This window comes from Pseudomonas sp. ADPe, assembly GCF_014843515.1.
Lineage (GTDB): Bacteria > Pseudomonadota > Gammaproteobacteria > Pseudomonadales > Pseudomonadaceae > Pseudomonas > Pseudomonas citronellolis.
The window spans coordinates 4,126,411-4,148,597 of the sequence record NZ_CP062122.1 but is presented as its reverse complement, the minus strand read 5'-3'; the positions used below and the strand labels follow the sequence as shown (position 1 = coordinate 4,148,597).

The following is a 22,187-nucleotide window of genomic DNA, read 5'->3' as shown; positions in this document are numbered from 1 at the left end:
GGCTGGCGCGAGGGTGGCGCCACGTTACACCGGCGCCGCTGCGCCGTCAGTGATGAAGTCGGCTGTTGTCAGGGCGGCTATCGTCAGAGCAGCCAGGTGGCCCAGGCCCAGACCAGGCCCTGCATGGCCAGCCAGGCGAAGACCCCGGCGAGGACGTCGTCGAGCATGATGCCCACGCCACCGTGCACGTGGCGGTCGACCCAGCGGATCGGCCAGGGCTTGAGGATGTCGAAGAAGCGGAACACCAGGAAGCCCACCAGCAGCCACCACCAGCCCTCGGGCACCAGCCAGAGGGTGATCCACATGCCGACCATCTCGTCCCAGACGATGCCTTCGTGGTCGTGCACGCGCAGGTCGTCGGCGACCTTGCCGCACAGCCAGAAGCCGAACAGCATGGTCAGCCCCAGCATCAGCCAGTAGCCCCAGTCCGGCAGCAGCTGCCACAGCGGGACGAAGGGAATGGCCACCAGCGAGCCCCAGGTGCCCGGCGCCTTGGGCAGGGTCCCGGAGCCGAAGCCGAAGGCCAGGAAGTGCCAGGGGTTGCGCCAGACCGACGGCGGCACGGGCTGGGCGGGGGCTTGGTCGGGATGTTCGGGCACTGCGGTCACTCCGTGAAATGCAGGTAGCCGCCCTGGCGCGGCGTGATGTCGTGGCCTGCGCCGTCCAGCACGCGCACCCCGCTGCCGGCCTCGACGCGGCCGATGGCCGCCAGCTGCGGCCATTGCGCCTGCAGAACCGGCAACTGCGCAGGCGGCAGGGTGAAGGCGATGACGTAGTCGTCGCCGGCGCCGAGCTTGGCCTGCAACGCGCGCTCGGCGCCCAGCAGGCTTTCCAGCGGCGCGCTGGCCGGCAGGCGTTCGGCTTCGACGATCAAGGCCACGCCGGAGGCGCGGGCGATGTGGCCGCAATCGGCGAGCAGGCCGTCGGACACGTCCAGCGCCGCCGTGGCGCGGCCGCGCAGGGCCTGGCCGAGGGCCAGTTGCGGCTGCGGCGCCCAGTAGCGCGCCAATAGCGGCTCGGCCACTTCGGGTTCGGCGGCCAGACGGCCGAGCACCAGCTCCAGGGCGCCGCCAGCCTCGCCGACCGGGCCGCCGACGCAGAGCAGGTCGCCGGGACGGGCGCCGCTGCGGGTCAGCGCCTGGCCGACGGGCACCTGGCCGAACACCGTGAGGGTCATGCTCAGCGGGCCGCGGGTGGTGTCGCCGCCGACCAGCGCCAGGCCGCAGGCCGCGGCCATGCGGTTCAGGCCCCGGGCGAAGGCTTCCAGCCAGGTCGGATCGGCCTCGGGCAGAGTCAGGGCGAGGGTGAAGGCCAGGGGCGCGGCGCCCATGGCCGCCAGGTCGCTAGCGGAAACCGCCAGGGCGCGCTGGCCGAGCAGGAAGGGATCGCACAGCGCGGGGAAGTGCACGCCGGCCACCAGGGTGTCGGTGGACACCGCCAGTTGCTGCCCGGCGGCCGGCGCCAGCAGGGCGCAGTCGTCGCCGATGCCCAGGGCCACGCCATCGGCCGCGGCCGCACAGGCGGCCGCGGCGAAATAGCGGCGGATCAGTTCGAACTCACCCATGCCTTGCGGCGGACTCAGCGCTTGGCGCCGCGCAGCTCGGCGGCGCGCAGACGCGGCGCCAGCTTGTCCAGCACACCGTTGACGAACTTGTGGCCGTCGGTGGCGCCGAAGGTCTTGGCCAGCTCGATGCCTTCGTTGATCACCACCTTGTAGGGCACGTCCAGGCGGTTGCGCAGCTCGTAGGTGGCCAGGCGCAGGATGGCCAGCTCGACCGGGTCGATCTCTTCCAGCGGGCGGTCCAGGCAGGGGGTGAATTCCTGGTCCAGCTCGGTCTTCAGGCGCGGCACGCCGTGGAGGATCTCGTGGAAGTAGGCGCCGTCGACGTCGCTGAAGTCGTTGTCGGTGCGGAAGGTCGCCTCGATCTCGTTCAGCGGCTGGCCGGCCATCTGCCAGGAATACAGGGCCTGCACCGCGAGGCTGCGGGCCTTGCGGCGCATGGCGATCTTGTTGGGCTTGGCCGGCTTGGACGGAGCGCCGTTGTCGTTGCTGCTCACTTGGCCTCCAGCTGCGACAGCAGGCTCACCATTTCCAGGGCGGACAGCGCGGCCTCGGCGCCCTTGTTGCCGGCCTTGGTGCCGGAGCGCTCGATGGCCTGTTCGATGGAGTCGACGGTCAGCACGCCGAAGGCCACCGGCACGCCGAACTGCAGGGAAACCTGCGCCAGACCCTTGGTGCACTCGCCGGCAACGTATTCGAAGTGCGGGGTGCCGCCGCGGATCACCGCGCCGAGGGCGATGATGGCGTCGAACTCGCCGCGCTGGGCGACTTTCTGGGTTACCAGGGGGATCTCGAAGGCACCCGGGGCGCGGATGATGGTGATGTCGCCTTCGGCGACGCCGTGGCGCACCAGCGCGTCGATGGCGCCTTGCACCAGGCTTTCCACCACGAAGCTGTTGAAGCGGCCAACCACCAGGGCGAAGCGGCCTTTAGGGGCGATGAAGGTACCTTCGATGGTCTTCAGGGTCATGGGCAGGTCTCGTCTGTTAAAGAGCCAGAGCGTCGGCGACGCTCCGCGAAATTAGGCTAGAAGAACAACGCCGCCGTGCCAGGGCACGGCGGCGCGGGTTCATTCGGCGGGCAGGTATTCTACAACTTCCAGGTCGAAACCGGATATCGCGTTGAAGCGCATCGGCGCCGACATCAGGCGCATCTTGCGCACGCCCAGGTCGCGGAGGATCTGCGAACCGGCGCCGACGGTGCTGTAGGTGGTGGTGGGCTTGGGCGCCGGCGCGCTGGCGGCGATCTCGCGCACGTGGGCCAGCAGGTCCTCGCCGCCGATCTGGTGGCCCAGCAGCAGCACCACGCCGCTGCCGGCCTCGGCCACCTTGGCCATGGCCGCGCGCAGGCTCCAGCGCCCGGCCTGGTTGACCATCAGCAGGTCGCGCAGCGGGTCCATGTTGTGCACGCGCACCAGGGTCGGCTCTTCCGCGCAGATCTCGCCCAGGGTCAATGCCAGGTGCACCTCGCCCTCCACCGAGTCGCGGTAGGTGATCAGGTTGAACTGGCCCAGCTCGGTGTCCAGCGGCTGCTCGGCGAGGCGCTCGACGGTGCGCTCGTGGATCAGCCGGTAGTGGATCAGGTCGGCGATGGTGCCGATCTTGATGCCGTGCTGCGCGGCGAAGGCTTCCAGCTCCGGGCGGCGGGCCATGCTGCCGTCGTCGTTCATGATCTCGCAGATCACCCCGGAGGCCTCGAAGCCGCCCATGCGCGCCAGGTCGCAGGCCGCCTCGGTGTGGCCGGCGCGGGCCAGCACGCCGCCGGGCTGGGCCATCAGCGGGAAGATGTGGCCGGGGCTGACGATGTCGGCGGCCACCGCTTCCTTCGCGGCGGCGGCCTGCACGGTGCGGGCGCGGTCGGCGGCGGAGATGCCGGTGGTGACGCCTTCGGCGGCCTCGATGGAAACGGTGAACTTGGTGCCGAAGCCCGAGCCGTTGCGCTGCACCATCAGCGACAGGCCCAGGCGCTCGCAGCGCTCGCGGGTCATCGGCATGCAGATCAGGCCGCGGGCGTACTTGGCCATGAAGTTGATGTCTTCGGTGCGCACGCACTCGGCGGCCATGATCAGGTCGCCTTCGTTCTCGCGGTCCTCGTCATCCATGAGGATGACCATCTTGCCTTGGCGGATGTCTTCGACCAGTTCTTCGATGCTGTTGAGTGCCATCTGGGCAGCTCCTATCAATGCTTCATGAAGCCGTTTTCGGCCAGGAATGCTTCGGTGATGCCGCTGGCGGCGGGCTCGGCGGCCTTGTCGCCGAGCAGCAGGCGCTCCAGGTAGCGCGCCAGCAGATCCACTTCCAGGTTCACCTGAAGACCGGGGCGGTAGTCGCCCATGATGGTCTCGAGCAGGGTGTGCGGGACTATGGTCAGCTCGAACTCGGCGCCATTCACCGCGTTGACCGTGAGGCTGGTGCCGTCGACGGTGATCGAGCCCTTCAGCGCGATGTACTTGGCCAGCTCGCGCGGGGCGCGCACGGTGAACTGGATGGCGCGGGCGTTATCCTCGCGCTTGACGATCTCGCCGACGCCGTCGACGTGGCCGCTGACCAGGTGGCCGCCCAGGCGGGTGGTGGGGGTCAGGGCCTTCTCCAGGTTGACGCGGCTGCCGACCTTGAGCTGGGCGAAGGCGGTGCGCGCCAGGGTCTCGCGGCTGACGTCGGCCCAGAAGCCGTCGCCGGGCAGCTCCACGGCGGTCAGGCAGATGCCGTTGACGGCGATGCTGTCGCCGAGCTTGACGTCGGCGAGGTCGAGCTTGCCGGTCTGCACGTAGAGACGCACGTCACCGCCCTTGGGGGTGATCGAGCGGATGCTGCCGATGGCTTCGATTATGCCGGTGAACATGGGGCCTCCCGGACGGCGCAATGCGGTTGCGCGCAGGCGTGCCGGCCGGCGCGAGCCAGCGCAGTGGAAACGAAGGGGTGGTGCATGGTGTTGGAACTCCTGTTTTGGGAAAAACAGGGCATACCGATCGAAGGGACACGACGCGCAGGCGTGCAGAAGCACCTTGCGCAGGTTCATCCCGTTCTCTCTTCATCCGGACTGTTACCGTCGGCCCCGGGATCGCACCGGGTCTGCTGACCTTGCCGCTGCGGCGGTAAGCCGGTCGTGGCAAGCGCTCGCGGGCTCGACGCGTTGCGCGCCATCACCGCCGGTGGGGACTTGCACCCCGCCCTGAGAACGTCAATCGCGGCCGTTACAGCGTTGACCGCGTGTGGCGTTTTACCACAGGCCGGCGCAAGTCGGAAGGTTCAGTTTGCTCTCCCCGCGCATTCGCAGGGGGTAGCGCAGACAATTCCGTCAGACCGGCCGCGCCGTGACCAGCCAGTCGTCGCCCACGGCGCGGATGTCGGCGATCTTCAGTTCGCGCGCCTCGGCCATCTTCTCCAGCGGCAGCTCCAGCAGCGGGCGGGCGCTGGAGCCCAGTAGCTTGGGCGCAACGAATATTTGGTACTCGTCCACCAGCCCCAGTCGGGCGAAGGCCCCGGCCAGGCGCGGGCCGGCTTCCACCAGCACTTCGTTGGCGCCGCGCGCGCCCAGTCCGGCGAGCAGCTTCGCCAGGTCGACGTGGCCATCGGCGCCGGGCAGCACCAGCAGCTCGCGGCCCTCGGCGGCGAAACCGTCGCGTTCGGCGCAGCTGGCCACCAGCGCCGGGCCTGCCTGGTAGAAGGCGGCGTCGGTCGGCACCCGCAGGCGGCCGTCCACCAGCACGCGCAGCGGCTGGCGCGCGGCGGCCAGGGCGGTCTGCTCGGCGTCCAGGCCCAGTTCGTCGGGGCGCACGGTCAGGCGGGCAGCGTCCAGCAGCACCGTGTCGGCGCCGGAAAGCACCACGCTGGAGCGCGCCCGCAGGCGCTGCACGGCGCGGCGCGCGGCGGGGCCGGTGATCCACTGGCTCTCGCCGCTGGCCATGGCGGTGCGCCCGTCCAGGCTCATCGCCAGCTTGACGCGGACGAAGGGCAGGCCGGTCTCCATGCGCTTGATGAAGCCGACGTTGATTTCCCGGGCCTCGGCCTCCAGCACGCCGCAGGCCACCTCGATGCCGGCCTCGGCCAGGCGCCGCAGCCCCTGCCCGGCAACCTGCGGGTTGGGGTCCTGCATGGCCGCCACCACGCGGGCGACGCCGGCCTTCACCAGGGCATCGGCGCAGGGCGGGGTGCGGCCGAAGTGGCTGCAGGGCTCCAGGGTGACGTAGGCGGTGGCGCCGCGGGCGTTGTCGCCGGCCTGGCGCAGGGCGTGGACCTCGGCGTGGGGCTCGCCGGCGCGGACGTGCCAGCCTTCGCCGATCACCACGCCGTCCTTGACCAGCACGCAGCCGACGCGGGGGTTGGGGTGGGTGGAATACAGCCCCTTGCGCGCCAGCTCCAGCGCGCGGGCCATGTAGGCCTGGTCGACGGCGCTCATTCCTTGGACGGCTCCCGGGCCAGGCGCTCGATCTCCTCGCGGAACTCGTTGAGGTCCTGGAAGCGCCGGTACACCGAGGCGAAGCGGATGTAGGCCACCTCGTCGAGCTTCTGCAGCTCGGCCATCACCAGCTCGCCGAGCACCCGCGACTTCACCTCGCGCTCGCCGGTGGCGCGCAGCTTGTGCTTGATGTGGGCGATGGCCTCTTCCAGGCGCTCGACGCTGACCGGACGCTTCTCCAGCGCGCGCTGCATGCCGGCGCGCAGCTTGTCCTCGTCGAACGGCTGGCGGCTGCCGTCCTGCTTGATCAGCCGCGGCATGACCAGCTCGGCGGTCTCGAAGGTGGTGAAGCGCTCGCCGCAGGCCAGGCACTCGCGGCGGCGGCGGACCTGGTCGCCCTCGGCGACCAGGCGGGAATCGATGACTTTGGTGTCGTGGGCACCGCAGAAGGGACAATGCATGGCAGAGAATGGCCCTACGAAATGGTGGCCCATGGTACCCCATCCGCCCGGGCCCTTCGACCGGCCGTTCGACGAAACATCCGGCGCCGCGCTCCCCGAGACAAGCCGCAGGCTTTACGCTATACAGGCGCCGCCCTGGAAACCGCCGCGAGGGAAATCGCCCATGCCGCACCGCCTTCTCTGCCTGCTCGCCCTGGCCCTGCTGGCCGCCTGTTCGAGCAAGCAACCCGCTCCGCAGCCTCCCGCCGCCAGCGCCCCGGCCAAGGCCGTCGCGACGCCGCTGCCGGCCAACCAACGCGAATTGTCCGGGGTGCTCACCAGCAGCCGCGGCGCCTTGCCCGATGGCGCCGAAGTGGAACTGGCCCTGTTGTTGATGGACGAACGCGACCGCCCGCAGCGCGCCCTGGCCAGCCTGGAGCTGGTGGGAAATGGCGGCGCCCTGCCCTTCAGCCTGCGCTACGACCCCAGCGACTTCCCCAGCGGCGGACGCATAGAACTGCATGCGCGGGTGGCGCAGAACGGCCAGTTGGCCTGGCGCCTGCGCCCGCTGACCATCGCTCCCGGGCAGTCCCGGGCCCTCGGCGAGCTGCGCCTGGAGCCGGCGCCATGAAGGCCCCGCAGGACCTGCAGCGGGCCCTGGGCGAGCTGCTCGGCGACGCCCGCCTGGGCGCCGAGCGCCTGCCCGGCACCGACATCGCGCTGTGGCTGATCGATGCGCAGAACATGGACCGCCAGTTCAGCCCCGACGAGACCCGCCGCATCCTCGAGGAACCGCCCTACTGGTGCTTCTGCTGGGCCAGCGGCCTGGCCCTGGCGCGCTGGCTGGCCGAGCGCCCGCAGTGGGTGGCCGGCAAGCGCGTGCTGGACTTCGGCGCCGGCTCCGGCATCGCCGCCATCGCCGCGGCCAGGGCCGGCGCCGCCGAAGTGGTGGCCTGCGACCTCGATCCGCTGGCCCTGGCCGCCAGCCGCGCCAATGCCGAGCTGAACGGCGTGCAGCTGAGCTATTCCGAAGACTTCTTCGGCGAAGAGGACCGCTACGACCTGATCCTGGTCGCCGACGTGCTCTACGACCGCGCCAACCTGCCGCTGCTCGACGCCTTCCTCGGCAAGGGCCGCGAGGCCCTGGTGGCCGACTCGCGGGTGCGCGACTTCCAGCACCCGCTGTACCGGCGCCTGGACATCCTCGACGCCTGCACCTGGCCGGACCTGGCCGAGCCCCACGAATTCCGCAAGGTCAGCCTGTATCACGCCAGCCGTCCCCTGTAGGAGCAACCGTCTGCGTCGAGGTGCTTTTCGTAGGATGGGTTGAGCTTGCGAAACCCATCGGGCCATGGTGATGGGTATCGCTTCGCTCAACCCATCCTACGGGCTTTCCTGGAACTGTAGGAAGCGGGCCCTGCCCGCGATTCGCGCGCAGGGCGCGCTCCTACAGGAACCCAGGGCGCGGCATTGCCTTGTTTCCGTCCGCCGCGCCCCCACTTATAGTGACCAGCATCCTTTCGCCCCTTTCGCCCGACGAGAGCCCCCATGAGCGACACGCCCTACATCTTCGACGTCACCAGCGCCGACTTCGACCAGCTGGTGATCCAGAACTCCTTCCACAAGCCGGTGCTGGTCGACTTCTGGGCCGACTGGTGCGCGCCCTGCAAGGCGCTGATGCCGATGCTGGCGCAGGTCGCCGAGTCCTACCAGGGCGAGCTGCTGCTGGCCAAGGTCAATTGCGACGTCGAGCAGGACATCGTCATGCGCTTCGGCATCCGCAGCCTGCCCACCGTGGTGCTGTTCAAGGACGGCCAGCCGGTCGACGGCTTCGCCGGCGCGCAACCGGAATCGGCGGTGCGGCAGATGCTGGAGCAGCACGTACAGCCGCCGGCAGCCCCCGCCGCCAACCCGCTGGACGCTGCCGAAGCCGCCTTCGCCGAAGGCCGCTTCGCCGAGGCCGAGGCCCAGCTCAAGGCCCTGCTGGGCGAAGACAACACCAACGCCGCGGCGCTGATCCTCTACGCCCGCTGCCTGGCCGAGCGCGGTGAACTGGGCGAAGCCGAGACGGTGCTGGACGCGGTGAAGAGCGACGAGCACAAGTCCGCCCTGGCCGCCGCCCGCGCCCAGCTGACCTTCCTGCGCCAGGCCGCCGACCTGCCCGACGCCGCCACCCTGAAAACCCGCCTGGCGGCCGACGCCGGCGACGACGAGGCCGCCTACCAACTGGCCGTGCAGCAACTCGCGCGGCAGCAGTACGAGGCGGCGATGGATGGCCTGCTGCGCCTGTTCCAGCGCAACCGCGGCTATGGCGAAGATCTGCCGCGCAAGACGCTGGTGCAGGTGTTCGACCTGCTGGGCAATGAGCATCCGCTGGTGATCGCCTATCGGCGGAAGTTGGCCAATCTGCTGTATTGAGTGGCGGGGTTCGTTTCGTGTAGGAGCGAGCTTGCTCGCGAACCTGGCGCGGGGTTCAACTCCGCTCCCTCTCCCTAACCCTCTCCCTGAAGGGAGAGGGGACCGTTCGGCGTGCTTGGGTATTCCTGAGTTAGCCGGCTAGTCCGTTGGCTTCCAGCTGAAACCATCACCTCTCTCGGCACGGACAAGCCCCCTCTCCCTTCAGGGAGAGGGCTGGGGAGAGGGAAAGGCGCCACACCCAGCATCAGAGCATCCGGTTGGCACCGTTCGCGAGCAAGCTCGCTCCTACGAAAAGCAAAAATCAAAAAGCTCCTACTCCCCAACCCAGGTAAACACCTGAGTCCCCTCCCGCACCTCGATCCTCACATCCGCGCTATGCCGCAAGCGCACCAACAACCCCTTGGCCGCGCCAGCACTACCAGCCAGAGCCGCCAGTTCATCGAGCAGCTGCGGGCCTTCGCAGCTGCCGGCCCGGCGCAGCAGGTCGCGGGCCGCCTGCCACAGTCGATCAACGCCGCTGGGCGCTACCGGCGGGTTATCCACAGGCGCTGCCGGCGCGGCGACCGGTGCGGCGGGCGCATGGCGCAGTGCCGCGCCCAGGCGCTGCCACTCTTCCTCGTCCAGTTCCAGGCTCAGGTCCACCGGCCAGTCGCCGATGCTTCCACGGATTCGCATGTCGGTTTCCTCCTGCATGGCCGGCATGCTCCCACGCCTGCCCGGCCGCGCCAATCTCCTGGGGCGCCTCTAGCCAGCCGCAATATTTCGTTATAACGTAACGAACCCTCGATTTTCCCCTCCCGGAGACCGTCCATGCGCCCCTTGCTGCTCGCCCTCGCCCTGATCCCCTTCGCCGCCGCCCAGGCCCATGACGAACACGAGCACGGCAGCCTCGGCAAGCACGAGCACGGCGTGGCCCAGCTCAACGTCGCGCTGGACGGCAACACCCTGGAGCTGGAAGTGGACAGCCCGGCGATGAACTTCGTCGGCTTCGAGCACCCGGCCAGCAGCGCCGCCGACCAGGCCACCGTGGCCGCCGCCCGCGCCCAGCTGGGCAAGCCCCTGGAGCTGGTGCAGGCGCCGGCCGCGGCCAAGTGCGGCGTCGCCGAGGTGGAACTGGAAAGCCCGCTGTTCGGCAATGCCAAGGCCCACGAGCACGACCACGATGGCGACGAGCACGAAGGCCATCAGCACAGCGACATCAACGCCCACTACAAGCTGACCTGCGCCGCGCCCGAGGCCCTCACCAGCCTCGATTTCGCCCCGCTGTTCAAGCGCTTCCCCGGCACCCAGAAGCTGGTGGTGCAGTTGATCGGCCCGAACGGCCAGCAGGGCGCCGAGCTGACCCCGGCCAGCAGCCTGCTGAAGTTCTGACGCGCCCCATGGACACCCTGCTCGAACTCCGCGACCTCGGCTTCGCCTGGCCCGGCCAGGCGGAGCTGCTGGACATCCCGCAGTTTTCCCTCGGCCGTGGCGAGACGCTGTTCCTCAAGGGCCCCTCCGGCAGCGGCAAGACCACCCTGCTCGGCCTGCTGGGCGGCGTGCAGAAGCCCCGGCGCGGCAGCATCCGCCTGCTCGGCGAGGACCTGGCGCAGCTCTCCGCCGCGCGCCGCGACCACTTCCGCGTCGACCACACCGGCTACATCTTCCAGCAGTTCAACCTGCTGCCGTTCCTCTCGGTGCAGGAGAACGTCGAGCTGCCCTGCCACTTCTCGCGCAGCCGCGCGGCCCGCGCCCGCGAGCGCCACGGCAGCGTCGGCGAAGCCGCCAGAGCCCTGCTCGCGCACCTGGGCCTGGGCGACGCGGCGCTGCTGCAGCGGCGCGCCGACAACCTCTCCATCGGCCAGCAGCAGCGCGTCGCCGCGGCGCGCGCGCTGATCGGCCAGCCAGAACTGGTGATCGCCGACGAGCCGACCTCGGCGCTGGACGCCGACGCCCGCGAAGCCTTCCTCCAGCTGCTGTTCGCCGAATGCCGCGCGGCCGGCGCCAGCCTGCTGTTCGTCAGCCACGACCAGAGCCTGGCGCCACTGTTCGACCGCAGCCTGTCGCTGGCCGACCTCAACCGCGCCGCCACCGCCCCCGGAATCTGAGCATGTATCTGTTGCGCCTGGCCCTGGCCAGCCTTTCCAACCGCCGTTTCACCGCGTGGCTCACGGTCTTCGCCATCGCCCTCTCCGCCTGCCTGCTGCTGGCCGTGGAGCGGGTGCGCAGCGAGGCCCGCGCCAGCTTCGCCAGCACCATTTCCGGCACCGACCTGATCGTCGGCGCGCGCTCGGGCTCGATCAACCTGCTGCTGTACTCGGTGTTCCGCATCGGCAACGCCACCAACAACATCCGCTGGGAGAGCTTCCAGACGGTCAAGGCCAGCCCGCTGGTGAAGTGGGCCATCCCGATATCCCTGGGCGACTCGCACCGCGGCTACCGGGTGATGGGCACCGACACCGGCTACTTCGAGCACTACCGCTACGGCCGCGACCAGCAGCTGCAACTGGCCGAGGGCCGGCCATTCGGCCAGGACCTGTTCGACGTGGTGCTCGGCGCCGAGGTGGCCGAGGCGCTGCACTACAAGCTGGGCGACCACATAGTGCTGAGCCATGGGGTGAGCACCATCAGCCTGGTGCAGCACGACGACAAGCCATTCACCGTGGTCGGCATCCTCAAGCGCACCGGCACCCCGGTGGACCGCACCCTGCACATTTCCCTGGCCGGCATGGAGGCGCTGCACGTCGACTGGAAGAACGGCGTGCCGGCCCGCGGCGCCGGGCGTATCAGCGCCGACCAGGCACGCCACATGGACCTGCAGCCGACCGCCATCACCGCCTTCCTGCTCGGCCTGAAGAGCAAGGTGGCGACCTTCGCCCTGCAGCGGCAGATCAACGAATACGACGGCGAGCCGCTGCTGGCCATCCTCCCCGGCGTGGCCCTGCAGGAGCTGTGGGGGCTGATGGGCACGGCGGAGAAGGCGCTGTTCGTGGTTTCGCTGTTCGTGGTGCTGACCGGGCTGATCGGCATGCTCACCGCCATCCTCACCAGCCTCAACGAACGCCGCCGCGAGATGGCCATCCTGCGCTCGGTGGGCGCGCGGCCCTGGCACGTGTTCAGCCTGCTGCTGGCCGAGGCCTTCGCCCTGGCGCTGGCCGGCGTCACCCTCGGCCTGGGCCTGCTGTACGCCGGCATCGCCGCCGCCCAGGGCTACGTGCAGGCCAACTACGGCATCTTCCTGCCGCTAGCGGCGCCGAGCGCCTATGAGTGGTCGCTGCTCGGCGGCATACTGCTGGCCGCCGTACTGATCGGCTGCGTGCCGGCCTGGCGCGCCTATCGCCAGTCGCTGGCCGACGGCCTGTCGATCCGCATCTGAGTAGCCCCATGAAAACAACCGCTTCCACTCTCCTCGCCCTGTGCCTGCTCGCTACCAGCGCGGCCTGGGCCGCCACGCCGCAGACGCTGACCTGGCCGCAGCTGATCCCCGAGGGCGCGCCGCCGCCCCCGCCGCCGGTGCCGCTGCACGACATTTCCCAGCTCAGCGACGCGCTCAACGCCGAGAGCGGCCCGGCGGCCAAGCAGCAGTCGCCGGCCGCCCCGGTGGTGCAGGCGCTGGACGGCCAGCAGGTGAAGCTGCCCGGCTACATAGTGCCGCTGGACGTCGGCCAGGACGGCGAGGTCAACGAGTTCCTCCTGGTGCCCTACTACGGCGCCTGCATCCACGTGCCGCCGCCGCCGTCCAATCAGATCGTCTACGTGCACCAGGCCCACGGGGTGAAGATGGACGAGCTGTACCAGCCCTACTGGGTGGTCGGGCGCATGCAGGTGAAGCACATCGACAGCGACCTGGCCCAGGCCGGCTACCAGCTCAAGGCCGACGAGGTCACGCCCTACGAATACGAGGGCGAATGACCTGCGACCATCTGCCACAGGCATTACCCCTACGAGGTAGGGGGGCTTTATTGAGCTGAATCAAGAAGAATCGCTTAGCGCTGTCTACCATGATGCTTACCAACGCTTATTCCAAAATCATGGAGCATCACCATCATGCGCAAGTCCTGGCTCACCGCCTCCCTGCTCGCCGCCGCCGTATCCACGCCGTTCGCCGCCCAGGCTGCGGACATCCAGGGCCACAAGGCCGGTGACTTCATCGTCCGCGGCGGCTTCGCCACCGTCGACCCCAACGACGACAGCGGCAACCTCAAGCTCGACGGTGCCAAGGTCGGCGGCACCAAGGCCACCGTGGACAGCGATACCCAGCTGGGCCTGACCTTCAGCTACCTGATCACCGACAAGATCGGTGTCGAGCTGGTCGCCGCCACCCCGTTCAACCACCAGGTCGACGTCAAGGGCCTCGGCCCAGGCCTGGACGGCAAGCTGGCCGACATCAAGCAGCTGCCGCCGACCGTGCTGCTGCAGTACTACCCCATGGGCGGCACCAACTCCGCCTTCCAGCCCTACGGCGGCCTGGGCGTGAACTACACCACCTTCTTCGACGAAGACCTGGCCGGCTTCCGCAAGGACCAGGGCTTCAGCAACCTGAAGCTGCAGGACTCCTGGGGCCTGGCCGGCGAACTGGGCTTCGACTACATGCTCAACGAGCACGCCCTGTTCAACGTTGCCGTGTGGTACATGGACATCGACACCAAGGCCAGCGTCAACGGCCCGGGCGCCCTGGGCATCCAGAAGACCAAGGTCGACGTGGACGTCGATCCGTGGGTGTACATGATCGGCTTCGGTTACAAGTTCTAAGCGCCTGACCACGATCTGTTGCGAGTCGGCATAACGGCGATAGCCGTCGACAAATGCCGGTAGTGCTTAGGAAGGGATGCCGTTTCTCTGTCTGGGGAAACGGCATTTTTTCATTTGGGGGGCTGAGGCTTGGCTCGCGAAGCCTGTCCTCCTCTCCGACCTTGACTCCCTCATTCCTGCGAACGCGCGCTTGCGCTGGCCCGAAGGGGAATAACCCAGTTGCCTTGGCTTGGGTGTTTCTGCGCCGCTCCGAGTCTGCCCGACCGTCTTGTTTCGCCCCCTCGGGCGAGTCCCTTTTGTCAATCGCCACAAAAGGAACCAAAAAGGCTTGCCCCGACATACGGGCCCGATGGAGCCGGGCTACCCTCGCGAACTCCCCCGCCACGGAGGCCCGCCCCGAGGGTACGTCCCTGTAGCCCATCGGGGCTCTCGCGACATCCATGTCGCATGACCTCCTGAGCGCCGGTTTCGCTCGGCCTGCTGAAGGGGCGTTCCGGTGCGCGCGGATGTTTCTCTGGAAATCCAAAAGCCAGAGCAAGAGCGGACGCGCTTTTGCTTTTCGTAGGAGCGAGCTTGCTCGCGAACCCGCCAGTCACTGGGCTCCAGCATTCGCGGGAATGACGTGGGGGGAGATAGGCATTTCAGGATGACTCAGGATTCGCCCCCCGCTCAGGACAGCCCCCTCTCCCGCTTGCGGGAGAGGGCTGGGGAGAGGGCGCTCTTAAACCCACCTGCATAGGACCCCGGTGTCCCCGCCAACGGTTATACGCCCTACATTCCAGGCAACTTGTTTACTTCCTGCTTTTCAATAATTAACCCACTTATATCCGTTGCCTACCTCATTCATAGGAATACACCTACGACTCATCAGAAGTTTCCTAATATTCGAAATTTCAGGAAGCAGGGAGAATTCACCTACCGAAAAACCTGCAAGGAAAAACTCCATGAAAAGTCTCACTCTCCCCGCAGCCGTACTCCTCGCCCTGGCGGCCGGTGGCGCCCAGGCAGCGACCGGTGGCCAGATCAGCTTCACCGGCCACGTTATGGAAGACACCTGCGAAGTCAGCGTGAACGGTGGCGGCGCCGATGCCTCCATCAACCTGCCGTCGATCTCCACCAGCGACTTCGACACCGTGGGCTCCACCGCCGGCGAGCAGCGCTTCACCATCGCCCTGAACGGCTGCACCGTCGGCCAGACCTACAAGGTCGACTTCGCCTCGGCCAACGTCAACCCGACCACCGGCAACCTCGCCTTCAACGGCGAAGCCATGAGCATGTCCGGCATCGAGCTGCAGATCGCCAACGAAGAACTGGAAGCCATCGACCTGCGCACCAACGCCAACAACGTCAGTAAGCCCATGGACGAAGCCGGCCCGCTGGAATTCGCCTACTACGCCCGTTACGTGCAGACCTCGGAACTGGTATCGCCCGGTACCGCCGACACCGCCCTGCTGTATTCCATCCGTTACGACTGACAGCGACCCCGGATGCATCCCCCTCCCCCATCGGGGGATGCACTCGGAATATTCATCACGCGCATGAACACATCGACGAAAGTTCATACACAGGCTGAATGAGTAAACGCACTTACAAGTTCTCCGGAAAACTTCACCGCCCGGGAACTTGCCAGTATGCCGGCCCCGCCTAGACTCCACCCAAAGTCCTTCTTTACAGAGAAGGAGGTTGCCCGATGCGTCCCGCTACCCACTTGTTCTTCCTGCTCGGTCTTTGCCTGCTGGCGTTCCAGGCCAACGCCAGCATCGTCATCACCGGCACCCGCGTGGTCTACCCGGCCGCCGAGCGGGACATCACCGTCAACATCCGCAACACCGGCAAGACGCCGTCGCTGATCAAGGCCTGGGTGGACAACGGCAAGGGCACGCCCGGCGCCGACAAGCAGGGGCGCTCGCCCTTCATCGTCACGCCGCCGGTCTCGCGGGTCGACCCGGACAAGGGCCTGCTGCTGCGCATCGCCAACATCGACCGCTCGCTGCCCCAGGACCGCGAATCGGTGTTCTGGCTGAACGTCCTGGAGGTGCCCTCGAGCAGCCCGGACAAGGCCGACGCAGCCGCCAGCAACAACAGCGCGGGCAAGCTGCAGGTGGCCTTCCGTTCGCAGCTCAAGCTGTTCTACCGCCCGGCCAAGCTCAAGGGCGTGGCCGCCGACGCGGCGCAGCAGCTGAAGTGGCGCATCGTTTCCGAGGGCGGCAAGAGCACGCTGCGCGCGGTCAACGACCTGCCCTACTCGGTGTCCCTGGCCCGCCTGCAACTGCGCTCGGGCGCCAGGCAATACGACAACGACGACCTGGACATGGTCCCGGCCAAGGGCAGCTACGGCATCGCCCTGCCCCGCGACGCGGCGGCCTGGGCCAGGCCCGGCGCACGGGTCCGCTACACCTGGATCAACGATTTCGGCGGCCTGATCGAAACCGAAGCCACCGTCGAGTAACCCTCCCTCGCGAGGTCCATCGTGTCCCCTTCGATACTGTCCCGCCTCCTGCGTCTGGGGTGCCTGGGAGGGCTCTTCTGCGCCCTGCTCCCGGCCCCGGCAGTGGCCGCCGAAGGCACCGGCGAGGTGCACTTCGACCGCGGCCTGCTGGAGACGCTGGGCATGAGCACGGACGTTTCCGGGTTCGAGAAGAATCCCTCGGCGCTGCCGCCGGGCACCTACTCCCTCGACCTGACCCTGAACAAGGTGTATTTCGGCCAGCAGGAAGTACGCGTGGTGCATACCGCCGAGCAACGCCAGGTCTACTGCTTCACCCAGGAACAACTGGAACAGTGGGGCGTGCTGCTGCCCGGGCCCGCCGCCGACGCCAAGCCCGCCAGCGGCGACTGCGTCGACCTGCCCGAACGCGTGCCGCAGAGCCGCGTGGAACTGGACGGCGCCAGCGGGGCCATCCTCCTCACCCTGCCCCAGGCCTACGTCAAACAGCGCCCGCGCAACTATGCGCCGCCGCAGAGCTGGGATTCGGGGATCAACGCCGGCTTCGTCAGCTACACCAGCAACTTCGACCGCTCCAGCAACAGCCAGGACACCCGCAACGACCTGTTCCTCGGCCTCAACGGCGGCCTCAACCTGATGGACTGGCGCCTGCGCCACAACGCCACCTTCAGCCACGGCGACACCACCCGCCAGGGCAGCCACTACCGCACCCTGAACAACTACGCCCAGCGCGACATCACCGCGCTGTCCTCGCAGCTGACCCTCGGCCAGCACTTCACCGCCGGCGACCTGTTCGACAGCATCCCCTTCAGCGGCGTGCAGCTGGAGAGCGACGAGCGCATGCTGCCCGAAAGCGAGCGCGGCTTCGCGCCGGTGGTGCGCGGCATCGCCGACAGCAACGCGACCGTGAAGATCCACCAGGGCCAGCAACTGATCCACCAGGTCAGCGTGCCGCCCGGCCCCTTCGTCATCGACGACCTGTACAACACCGGCTACACCGAGGACCTGCTGGTCACGGTGATCGAGGCCGACGGCCGCGAGAAGAGCTTCAGCGTGCCCTATTCCTATGCCGCCGAACTGCTCAGGCCCGGCGCCTCGCGCTACCAGGTGGCCTCCGGCAGCTACCGCGGCGAGGACGTCGACAACCCGCTGAAGTTCGTCCAGGGCGGCTACCGCCGGGGCCTGAGCAACAACCTCAGCGCCTATTCCGGCGCGGTGATCGCCGACAGCTACATGGCCTCGCTGATCGGCGCCGCGCTGAACACGCGCTACGGCGCCTTCTCCCTGGACGCCACCCTGTCGCGCTTCGACGCCCTGCCCGCCGACGCCGCGGGCCAGGGCATGCCCGACAACGGCGAAAGCTACCGCCTGGCCTACAACAAGTCGTTCGGCGGCACCAACCTGCAGCTGTCCTACCGCCGCTCGGACAAGGGCTACCTGGGGCTGGCCGCCGCGGCCGACGCCCTGGACACCGACAACGCCAGCCTGTTCCGCGAGCGCGACCGCGTCCAGCTCAGCCTCAGCCAGGCGCTGGCCGGCGGCAGCCTGTACATTTCCGGCGTGGGGCAGAGCTACTGGACCGGCGAGCGGCGCAGCCTGACCTTCAGCAGCGGCTTCAGCCGCACCTTCAACTGGGGCAGCCTGGGCCTGTCGGCGACGCGCTTCCAGAGCGTCGACGGCTACGACAACCAGTACCTGCTGAGCATCAGCATCCCGCTGGGCCGCGATGCCGGCGCGCCGCGCCTGAGCAGCACCCTGTCGCTGCAGGACGCGCACAACCGCTCGCTGCAGACCAGCCTCAGCGGCATCGCCGGCGAGCGCGGCCAGTGGAACTACAACCTGTACGGCAACCACAGCCAGGCCGACAGCGCCAGCACCCAGTCCTACGGCGGCAACCTCAACCTGCGCACCTCCGCCAGCGCCCTGGGCGCCAGCCTGGCGCGCGGCGACGGCTTCAGCCGCGAGTCGCTGTCGGCGCGCGGCAGCCTGGTGGCCTATTCCGGCGGCATCGCGCTGTCGCCGAGCCAGGGCGAGACCATGGCGATAGTCGAGGCCGAAGGCGCCGCGGGCGCCCTGCTGCCCCGCGGCCGCGTGCGCCTCGACGACGACGGCAAGGCCCTGCTCACCGGGCTGACGCCCTACCGCCACAACGAGATAGTGCTGGACGCCAAGAGCGCCACCGCCGACGTCGAGATCAAGGAAAACATCCAGAAGACCGCGCCGCGCTACGGCGCCATCGTGCGGGTGCCCTACCGCACCCGCAGCGGCATCTCGGTGCTGCTCGAACTGCGCCGCCCCGGAGGCCAGGAGGTGCCCTTCGGCGCCGAGGTCGGCGGCGCCGGCGAAGTCCTCGCCTACGTCGGCCAGGACAACCTGGTCTACCTGTACCTGGAAAAGGGCCGCGACAGCTACCGGGTATCCTGGGGCGAGGCGGACGAGCAGCAATGCAGCTTCACTTACGCCATGCCGGCGAAGAAGGACAAGCAGGACAGCTACCGGGCCATCCCGGTCGACTGCCAGGCCGCCGCCGGCGGCCCGCCAAGCGAGGAAAGACCATGATCCACCCGCGCCGCCGCCCCCTGTTCCACTGCCTGGCCCTGGCCGCCTGCCTGCTGCAGGCGCTGCCGGCCGCCGCCGACGAGTGCCCGGTCGAGCCGAACCAGTGCTACTTCACCAACCAGCAGTTCACCTACGACGGCGAGACCTACATCAGCGCCGGCCTGCCGGTGGGCAGCGTGCTGGGCACCCTGAACCTGTCTCTGGACTACGCCTGCCGCCTGCAGGAATACCTGGCCGGGGACGCCGGGCGCTACATCGTGCTGGGCGTGGCCAGCGAGGCCAGCCACATGCAGGGCAACGACTTCGCCACCAACCTCAACGGCCTGGTCTACCGGGTGATTCCCTCGGGCAAGGACGGCGTCGGCGTCAAGCAGGTGGGCGGGGTGGCCGAGCGCATCCAGCTGGGCATCGTCGGCGACCGCAGCCTGGGCCCCAGCGAATGCGTCAGCGGCTCGCTGTCCAACAGCTTCATCGAGGTGCTGAAGAACGGCCCGATCGACACCCCCGGGGTGTACTCGATCAACTTCCGCGAGCCGGCGCTGTTCGTCGGCTCGCGCTGGAACAACACGCCGCCGGCCTACCCCATCGACCCCTTCCCGGGCGTCGCCCTGACCTTCCTGCCCACCACCTGCGAGATGACCGACGCGCCGACGCGGGTCGATTTCGGCAGTTTCAGCAAGAACCAGTTGCCCCTGCAGCGGCGTTTCGACTTTCATTGGCAGTGCGACGGCGGCGCGGTCATCCACACCACGCTGTCACCGGCCAACGGCCAGCTCCTCGACGGCAACACCGCGCTGCTCCACGAATCCGCCGGTTTGCTGCTGAAGATCAAGGACCTGCAGAACGAGCGGTACGTAGTCTTCAACCAGCCCGTCGAGCACGTGGTCCGCACGCCGCGCTCGCTGAGCTTCGACACCGCCTTCGAGGCCGAGCTGCTGGCGGGCGCCGAGGTCCGGCCGGGGCCCTTCGAGTTCGTCGTGCTCTACACCACCGAATACAAGTGAGCGCCCCATGTACCTCTGGTTGAAGCACCTGCACATCACCCTGGCAGTCCTCAGCAGCCTGCTCTTCCTCTGGCGCCTGGGGCTGAGCTGGCGAGGCCGGCGCCTGGCCGGCTGGCAGCGCTGGGCGCCGCACCTGGTGGACAGCCTGCTGCTGCTCAGCGCCCTGGGCCTGGTGCACCTGGCCATGCCCTGGCCGCTGCCGCTGTGGCTGCAGGCCAAGCTGGGGCTGCTGGTGGGCTACATCGTGCTCGCCGCCTTCGCCATGCGCAGCGCCGCGCGCGGGCCCAAGGCGCTGCTCAGCGCCCTGGCCCTGGCCTGCCTGGGCGGCATCTTCTACCTGGCGCTGAACAAGCCCTGGTGGTGATCAGCGCCCGAGCAGGCGCGCCAGGCCCTCGCCGATCGGCGTCGGCCGTTCCAGGCGGTAGTGCGCCAGCAGGCGGCCGTTGTCGGCGCGGGAATGGCGGATGTCGCCAGGGCGCGCCTCGGCGTGGGCTACCTGCGGCAGGCCGCCGACCAGCGCGCCGATCTCGCCCAGCAGCTGGTTCAGGCTGGTCACCTGGTTCAGCCCGACGTTGACCGCCCCTTCCGGCACCTGTGGTGCCTCCAGCGCCTGCACCAGCAACTGCACCAGGTCGGCGACGTAGATGAAGTCGCGGGTCTGCTCGCCGTCGCCGAACACCGTGATCGGCTGCCCGCTCAGGGCGCGCTGGGTGAAGATGCTGATCACCCCGGAATAGGGCGAGGACGGGTCCTGGCGCGGGCCGTAGACGTTGAAGAAGCGGAACACCGCCGGCTCCAGGCCATGCTGGCGGCGATAGAAGTCGAAGTAGTACTCGCCGGCCAGCTTGTCCGCCGCGTAGGGCGTCAGCGGCGCCTTGGGCAGGTCCTCGGCTATCGCCGTGCCCTGGCCGTTGTGGCCGTAGACGGCGGCGCTGGAGGCGTACAGCACGCGCTTCACCCCGGCTTCGCGCAGGGCTTCGCAGAGGTTCAGGGTGCCGATGAAGTTGCTCTGGTGGGTGGCCACCGGGTCGTCCACCGAGGCCTGCACCGAGGCCACCGCGGCCAGGTGCGCCACCGCCTGGCAGCCCTGCAGGGCGCGGCGGACCACGGCCGCGTCGGCGACGTCGCCGACCAGCAGTTCCACATCCGCGGCGAGGTTCTCGCGCTTGCCGGTGGACAGGTTGTCCAGCACGCGGACCTTGAAGCCGCGCGCCAGCAGCGCGTCGGCCAGGTGCGAGCCGATGAAGCCGGCGCCGCCGGTGATGAGGATGGGGGCGGCGGATGCCGGGGAGATGTCAGCCATGACGGTAGTAACGGTCCAGCAGGGTCGGCAGCGCTGCACGCCAGGCGCGCGGCTTGATGCCGAAGGTGTGGAGGATTTTCTTGCAGGCGAGCACCGCGTGCTGCGGTTCCTCGCTGGCGTCCGGGCGCGCCGCGTGGGCCTGGGCGACGGGGTCGCGCAGGGCCTGGCCGGTGAGGGTGCGGGCCTCGGCGATGATCACCTGGCCCAGGGCCAGGGTGGTGGTGGCCTCCAGGCCGCCATAGTGGTAGGTGCCCCACAGCGGCGCCTGGCAGTCCAGCTGCTTGAGCACCGAGAGGATCACCCGCGCGGCGTCGTCCACCGGGGTGGGGTTGCCGCGGCGGTCGTCCGCCAGGTACAGCTCGTCCTCGCCCAGGGCGCGGCTGAGGAAGCGGTCCAGGCTGCCGCCCGGGCTGTCGTCCAGCAGCCAGCCGAAGCGCAGCAGCACGTGGCGCGGGCAGGTGGCGCGCACCCACTGTTCCATGCGCCACAGCGCCTGGCCGCGTCGGCCCAGGGGCAGCGGCTCGTCCTTCTCGCTGTAGGCGGTGGCGCGGGCGCCGTCGAACACGCGGTAGCTGGAAGGCTGCAGCAGGAGAATCTCGTAGTGCTGGCAGAGTTCGGCCAGGCGCTCCACGGCGCGTTCCTGGCCGGCCAGGCGGGCGTCGTCGACCTGCTCGGCCTGGAACCAGTCGTGGTAGTAGGCGAGGTTGATCACCGCGTCGGGGCGGGTCTCGTCCAGCAGCAGGGTCAGGCTGGAGGCATCCCAGCCCTGCTCGGGCGGGCGCGGGGCGAGGAAGCCGATGTCTTCCTCGGCTCCCAGGCGGATCAGCGCCTGTCCCAGGGCATTACCGCCACCCAACAGCATCAGGCGCATACGCATCTTCAGGGGGTCACTCGAATCGTGGGCCACGGCCGGCGGCGTTTCGCCGACACTTTGCCGGCATTTTTCCTGCGCACCGGAACAGCGTCAAGCGCGGCGCCACGCACGGCGCGGCCCGGGTCCCTGAAAGCGGGCGGTTTTCAGCGCCGGCGGAACAGCGGCCGCGGCTCGATCGCCGAGCGCCCGTAGAGCACGCCGAGCCCGGCCAGGCCCTTGAGCGCGTCCTCCACGGACTTGTCCGGGCGCACCGCGAAGGCGTCGAACCCGCACTGGCGCAGGTGCGCCAACTGATCGCGCAGCACATCGCCCACCGCGCGCAGCTCGCCGCGCCAGCCCAGGCGCCGGCGCAGCAGGTAGGCCAGGCTGTAGCCGCGGCCGTCGCGGAAGCTGGGGAAATCGATGGCGATGAGCGGCCATGCCAGGCGCGGCGCATCTGATCCGGTTTTTTGC

Annotated in this window: 24 protein-coding genes, 1 pseudogene and 1 riboswitch; of the genes and pseudogenes, 13 read left to right on the top strand and 12 right to left on the bottom strand. The window is 68.9% G+C overall.

What is annotated here, in order from left to right; translation table 11 throughout:
- Positions 1-83: 83 nt before the first annotated feature.
- The 8 genes from IG194_RS18815 to nrdR all read right to left on the bottom strand — a co-directional run bounded on the left by IG194_RS18815 (position 84) and on the right by nrdR (position 6,420).
- Positions 84-599, bottom strand: coding sequence for a phosphatidylglycerophosphatase A (locus IG194_RS18815; RefSeq protein WP_009617274.1), 516 nt, complete (start codon positions 597-599; stop codon positions 84-86).
- Between the two features lie 5 nt (positions 600-604).
- Positions 605-1,564: a thiamine-phosphate kinase gene (gene thiL / locus IG194_RS18810; protein ID WP_058488452.1), complete on the bottom strand. Its 960-nt coding sequence runs from the start codon at positions 1,562-1,564 to the stop codon at positions 605-607.
- Positions 1,565-1,578: 14 nt separating this feature from the next.
- Positions 1,579-2,058: a transcription antitermination factor NusB gene (gene nusB / locus IG194_RS18805; RefSeq protein ID WP_043273460.1), complete on the bottom strand. Its 480-nt coding sequence runs from the start codon at positions 2,056-2,058 to the stop codon at positions 1,579-1,581.
- Positions 2,055-2,531 carry a 6,7-dimethyl-8-ribityllumazine synthase gene (ribE, locus tag IG194_RS18800; RefSeq protein WP_043273459.1) on the bottom strand — a complete coding sequence of 159 codons (477 nt, stop codon included), beginning with the start codon at positions 2,529-2,531 and terminating at the stop codon, positions 2,055-2,057. The genes nusB and ribE overlap by 4 nt, the downstream gene beginning before the upstream one ends.
- Positions 2,532-2,630: 99 nt before the next feature.
- Positions 2,631-3,725: a bifunctional 3,4-dihydroxy-2-butanone-4-phosphate synthase/GTP cyclohydrolase II gene (gene ribBA / locus IG194_RS18795; protein ID WP_058488451.1), complete on the bottom strand. Its 1,095-nt coding sequence runs from the start codon at positions 3,723-3,725 to the stop codon at positions 2,631-2,633.
- A gap of 14 nt (positions 3,726-3,739) precedes the next feature.
- Entirely contained in the window at positions 3,740-4,402 is a 663-nt protein-coding gene (locus tag IG194_RS18790; protein WP_043273458.1) for a riboflavin synthase, read from the bottom strand.
- Positions 4,403-4,578: 176 nt separating this feature from the next.
- Positions 4,579-4,744, bottom strand: a riboswitch (FMN riboswitch).
- Between the two features lie 114 nt (positions 4,745-4,858).
- Positions 4,859-5,959: a bifunctional diaminohydroxyphosphoribosylaminopyrimidine deaminase/5-amino-6-(5-phosphoribosylamino)uracil reductase RibD gene (gene ribD, locus IG194_RS18785; RefSeq protein WP_058488450.1), complete on the bottom strand. Its 1,101-nt coding sequence runs from the start codon at positions 5,957-5,959 to the stop codon at positions 4,859-4,861.
- Positions 5,956-6,420 carry a transcriptional regulator NrdR gene (gene nrdR, locus IG194_RS18780; RefSeq protein ID WP_024128042.1) on the bottom strand — a complete coding sequence of 155 codons (465 nt, stop codon included), beginning with the start codon at positions 6,418-6,420 and terminating at the stop codon, positions 5,956-5,958. Before nrdR ends, ribD begins: the two co-directional genes overlap by 4 nt.
- A 163-nt stretch (positions 6,421-6,583) precedes the next feature.
- Between nrdR and IG194_RS18775 the strand changes: the two genes are divergently transcribed.
- The 3 genes from IG194_RS18775 (at position 6,584) to trxA (ending at position 8,817) form a co-directional block, all read left to right on the top strand.
- Complete coding sequence (locus tag IG194_RS18775) at positions 6,584-7,030, top strand: YbaY family lipoprotein (protein WP_058488449.1); 447 nt, start codon at positions 6,584-6,586, stop codon at positions 7,028-7,030.
- The gene (locus IG194_RS18770; RefSeq protein WP_058488448.1) at positions 7,027-7,686 is read left to right on the top strand and encodes a class I SAM-dependent methyltransferase; all 660 of its coding nucleotides are present in this window, start codon (positions 7,027-7,029) and stop codon (positions 7,684-7,686) included. Before IG194_RS18775 ends, IG194_RS18770 begins: the two co-directional genes overlap by 4 nt.
- Before the next feature lie 261 nt (positions 7,687-7,947).
- Positions 7,948-8,817, top strand: coding sequence for a thioredoxin (trxA, locus tag IG194_RS18765; RefSeq protein WP_009617254.1), 870 nt, complete (start codon positions 7,948-7,950; stop codon positions 8,815-8,817).
- Positions 8,818-9,129: 312 nt separating this feature from the next.
- Here trxA and IG194_RS18760 read toward each other — a convergent pair whose 3' ends face one another.
- On the bottom strand, positions 9,130-9,492 hold the full coding sequence (locus IG194_RS18760; RefSeq protein ID WP_058489709.1) for a hypothetical protein: 363 nt from the start codon (positions 9,490-9,492) through the stop codon (positions 9,130-9,132).
- 135 nt (positions 9,493-9,627) lie between these two features.
- Here IG194_RS18760 and IG194_RS18755 point away from each other — a divergent pair, with 135 nt between their 5' ends.
- The 10 genes from IG194_RS18755 to IG194_RS18710 all read left to right on the top strand — a co-directional run bounded on the left by IG194_RS18755 (position 9,628) and on the right by IG194_RS18710 (position 19,921).
- Complete coding sequence (locus tag IG194_RS18755) at positions 9,628-10,188, top strand: DUF2796 domain-containing protein (RefSeq protein WP_058488447.1); 561 nt, start codon at positions 9,628-9,630, stop codon at positions 10,186-10,188.
- Between the two features lie 8 nt (positions 10,189-10,196).
- Positions 10,197-10,904, top strand: coding sequence for an ABC transporter ATP-binding protein (locus IG194_RS18750; protein ID WP_058488446.1), 708 nt, complete (start codon positions 10,197-10,199; stop codon positions 10,902-10,904).
- Positions 10,905-10,906: 2 nt separating this feature from the next.
- Complete coding sequence (locus IG194_RS18745) at positions 10,907-12,172, top strand: ABC transporter permease (protein ID WP_058488445.1); 1,266 nt, start codon at positions 10,907-10,909, stop codon at positions 12,170-12,172.
- An 8-nt stretch (positions 12,173-12,180) separates the two neighbouring features.
- Positions 12,181-12,708: a DUF3299 domain-containing protein gene (locus IG194_RS18740; protein ID WP_058071822.1), complete on the top strand. Its 528-nt coding sequence runs from the start codon at positions 12,181-12,183 to the stop codon at positions 12,706-12,708.
- A 135-nt stretch (positions 12,709-12,843) separates the two neighbouring features.
- Positions 12,844-13,548: an OmpW/AlkL family protein gene (locus IG194_RS18735; RefSeq protein ID WP_043273450.1), complete on the top strand. Its 705-nt coding sequence runs from the start codon at positions 12,844-12,846 to the stop codon at positions 13,546-13,548.
- 944 nt (positions 13,549-14,492) lie between these two features.
- Positions 14,493-15,023 carry a fimbrial protein gene (locus IG194_RS18730; RefSeq protein WP_009617242.1) on the top strand — a complete coding sequence of 177 codons (531 nt, stop codon included), beginning with the start codon at positions 14,493-14,495 and terminating at the stop codon, positions 15,021-15,023.
- 215 nt (positions 15,024-15,238) lie between these two features.
- Complete coding sequence (locus IG194_RS18725; RefSeq protein ID WP_009617240.1) at positions 15,239-15,997, top strand: molecular chaperone; 759 nt, start codon at positions 15,239-15,241, stop codon at positions 15,995-15,997.
- Positions 15,998-16,018: 21 nt separating this feature from the next.
- Complete coding sequence (locus IG194_RS18720; RefSeq protein ID WP_141679760.1) at positions 16,019-18,553, top strand: fimbria/pilus outer membrane usher protein; 2,535 nt, start codon at positions 16,019-16,021, stop codon at positions 18,551-18,553.
- Complete coding sequence (locus IG194_RS18715) at positions 18,550-19,557, top strand: hypothetical protein (RefSeq protein ID WP_009617235.1); 1,008 nt, start codon at positions 18,550-18,552, stop codon at positions 19,555-19,557. Before IG194_RS18720 ends, IG194_RS18715 begins: the two co-directional genes overlap by 4 nt.
- A gap of 7 nt (positions 19,558-19,564) precedes the next feature.
- Entirely contained in the window at positions 19,565-19,921 is a 357-nt protein-coding gene (locus tag IG194_RS18710; protein WP_009617233.1) for a SirB2 family protein, read from the top strand.
- Here IG194_RS18710 and IG194_RS18705 read toward each other — a convergent pair whose 3' ends face one another.
- The 3 genes and pseudogenes from IG194_RS18705 to IG194_RS18695 form a co-directional block, all read right to left on the bottom strand.
- Complete coding sequence (locus IG194_RS18705) at positions 19,922-20,860, bottom strand: NAD-dependent epimerase/dehydratase family protein (RefSeq protein ID WP_058488443.1); 939 nt, start codon at positions 20,858-20,860, stop codon at positions 19,922-19,924.
- Complete coding sequence (locus IG194_RS18700; RefSeq protein ID WP_009617230.1) at positions 20,853-21,737, bottom strand: sugar nucleotide-binding protein; 885 nt, start codon at positions 21,735-21,737, stop codon at positions 20,853-20,855. The genes IG194_RS18705 and IG194_RS18700 overlap by 8 nt, the downstream gene beginning before the upstream one ends.
- A 140-nt stretch (positions 21,738-21,877) precedes the next feature.
- Positions 21,878-22,150: pseudogene (locus tag IG194_RS18695) on the bottom strand (DUF934 domain-containing protein); the annotation flags it as partial.
- Between the last annotated feature and the right edge of the window lie 37 nt (positions 22,151-22,187).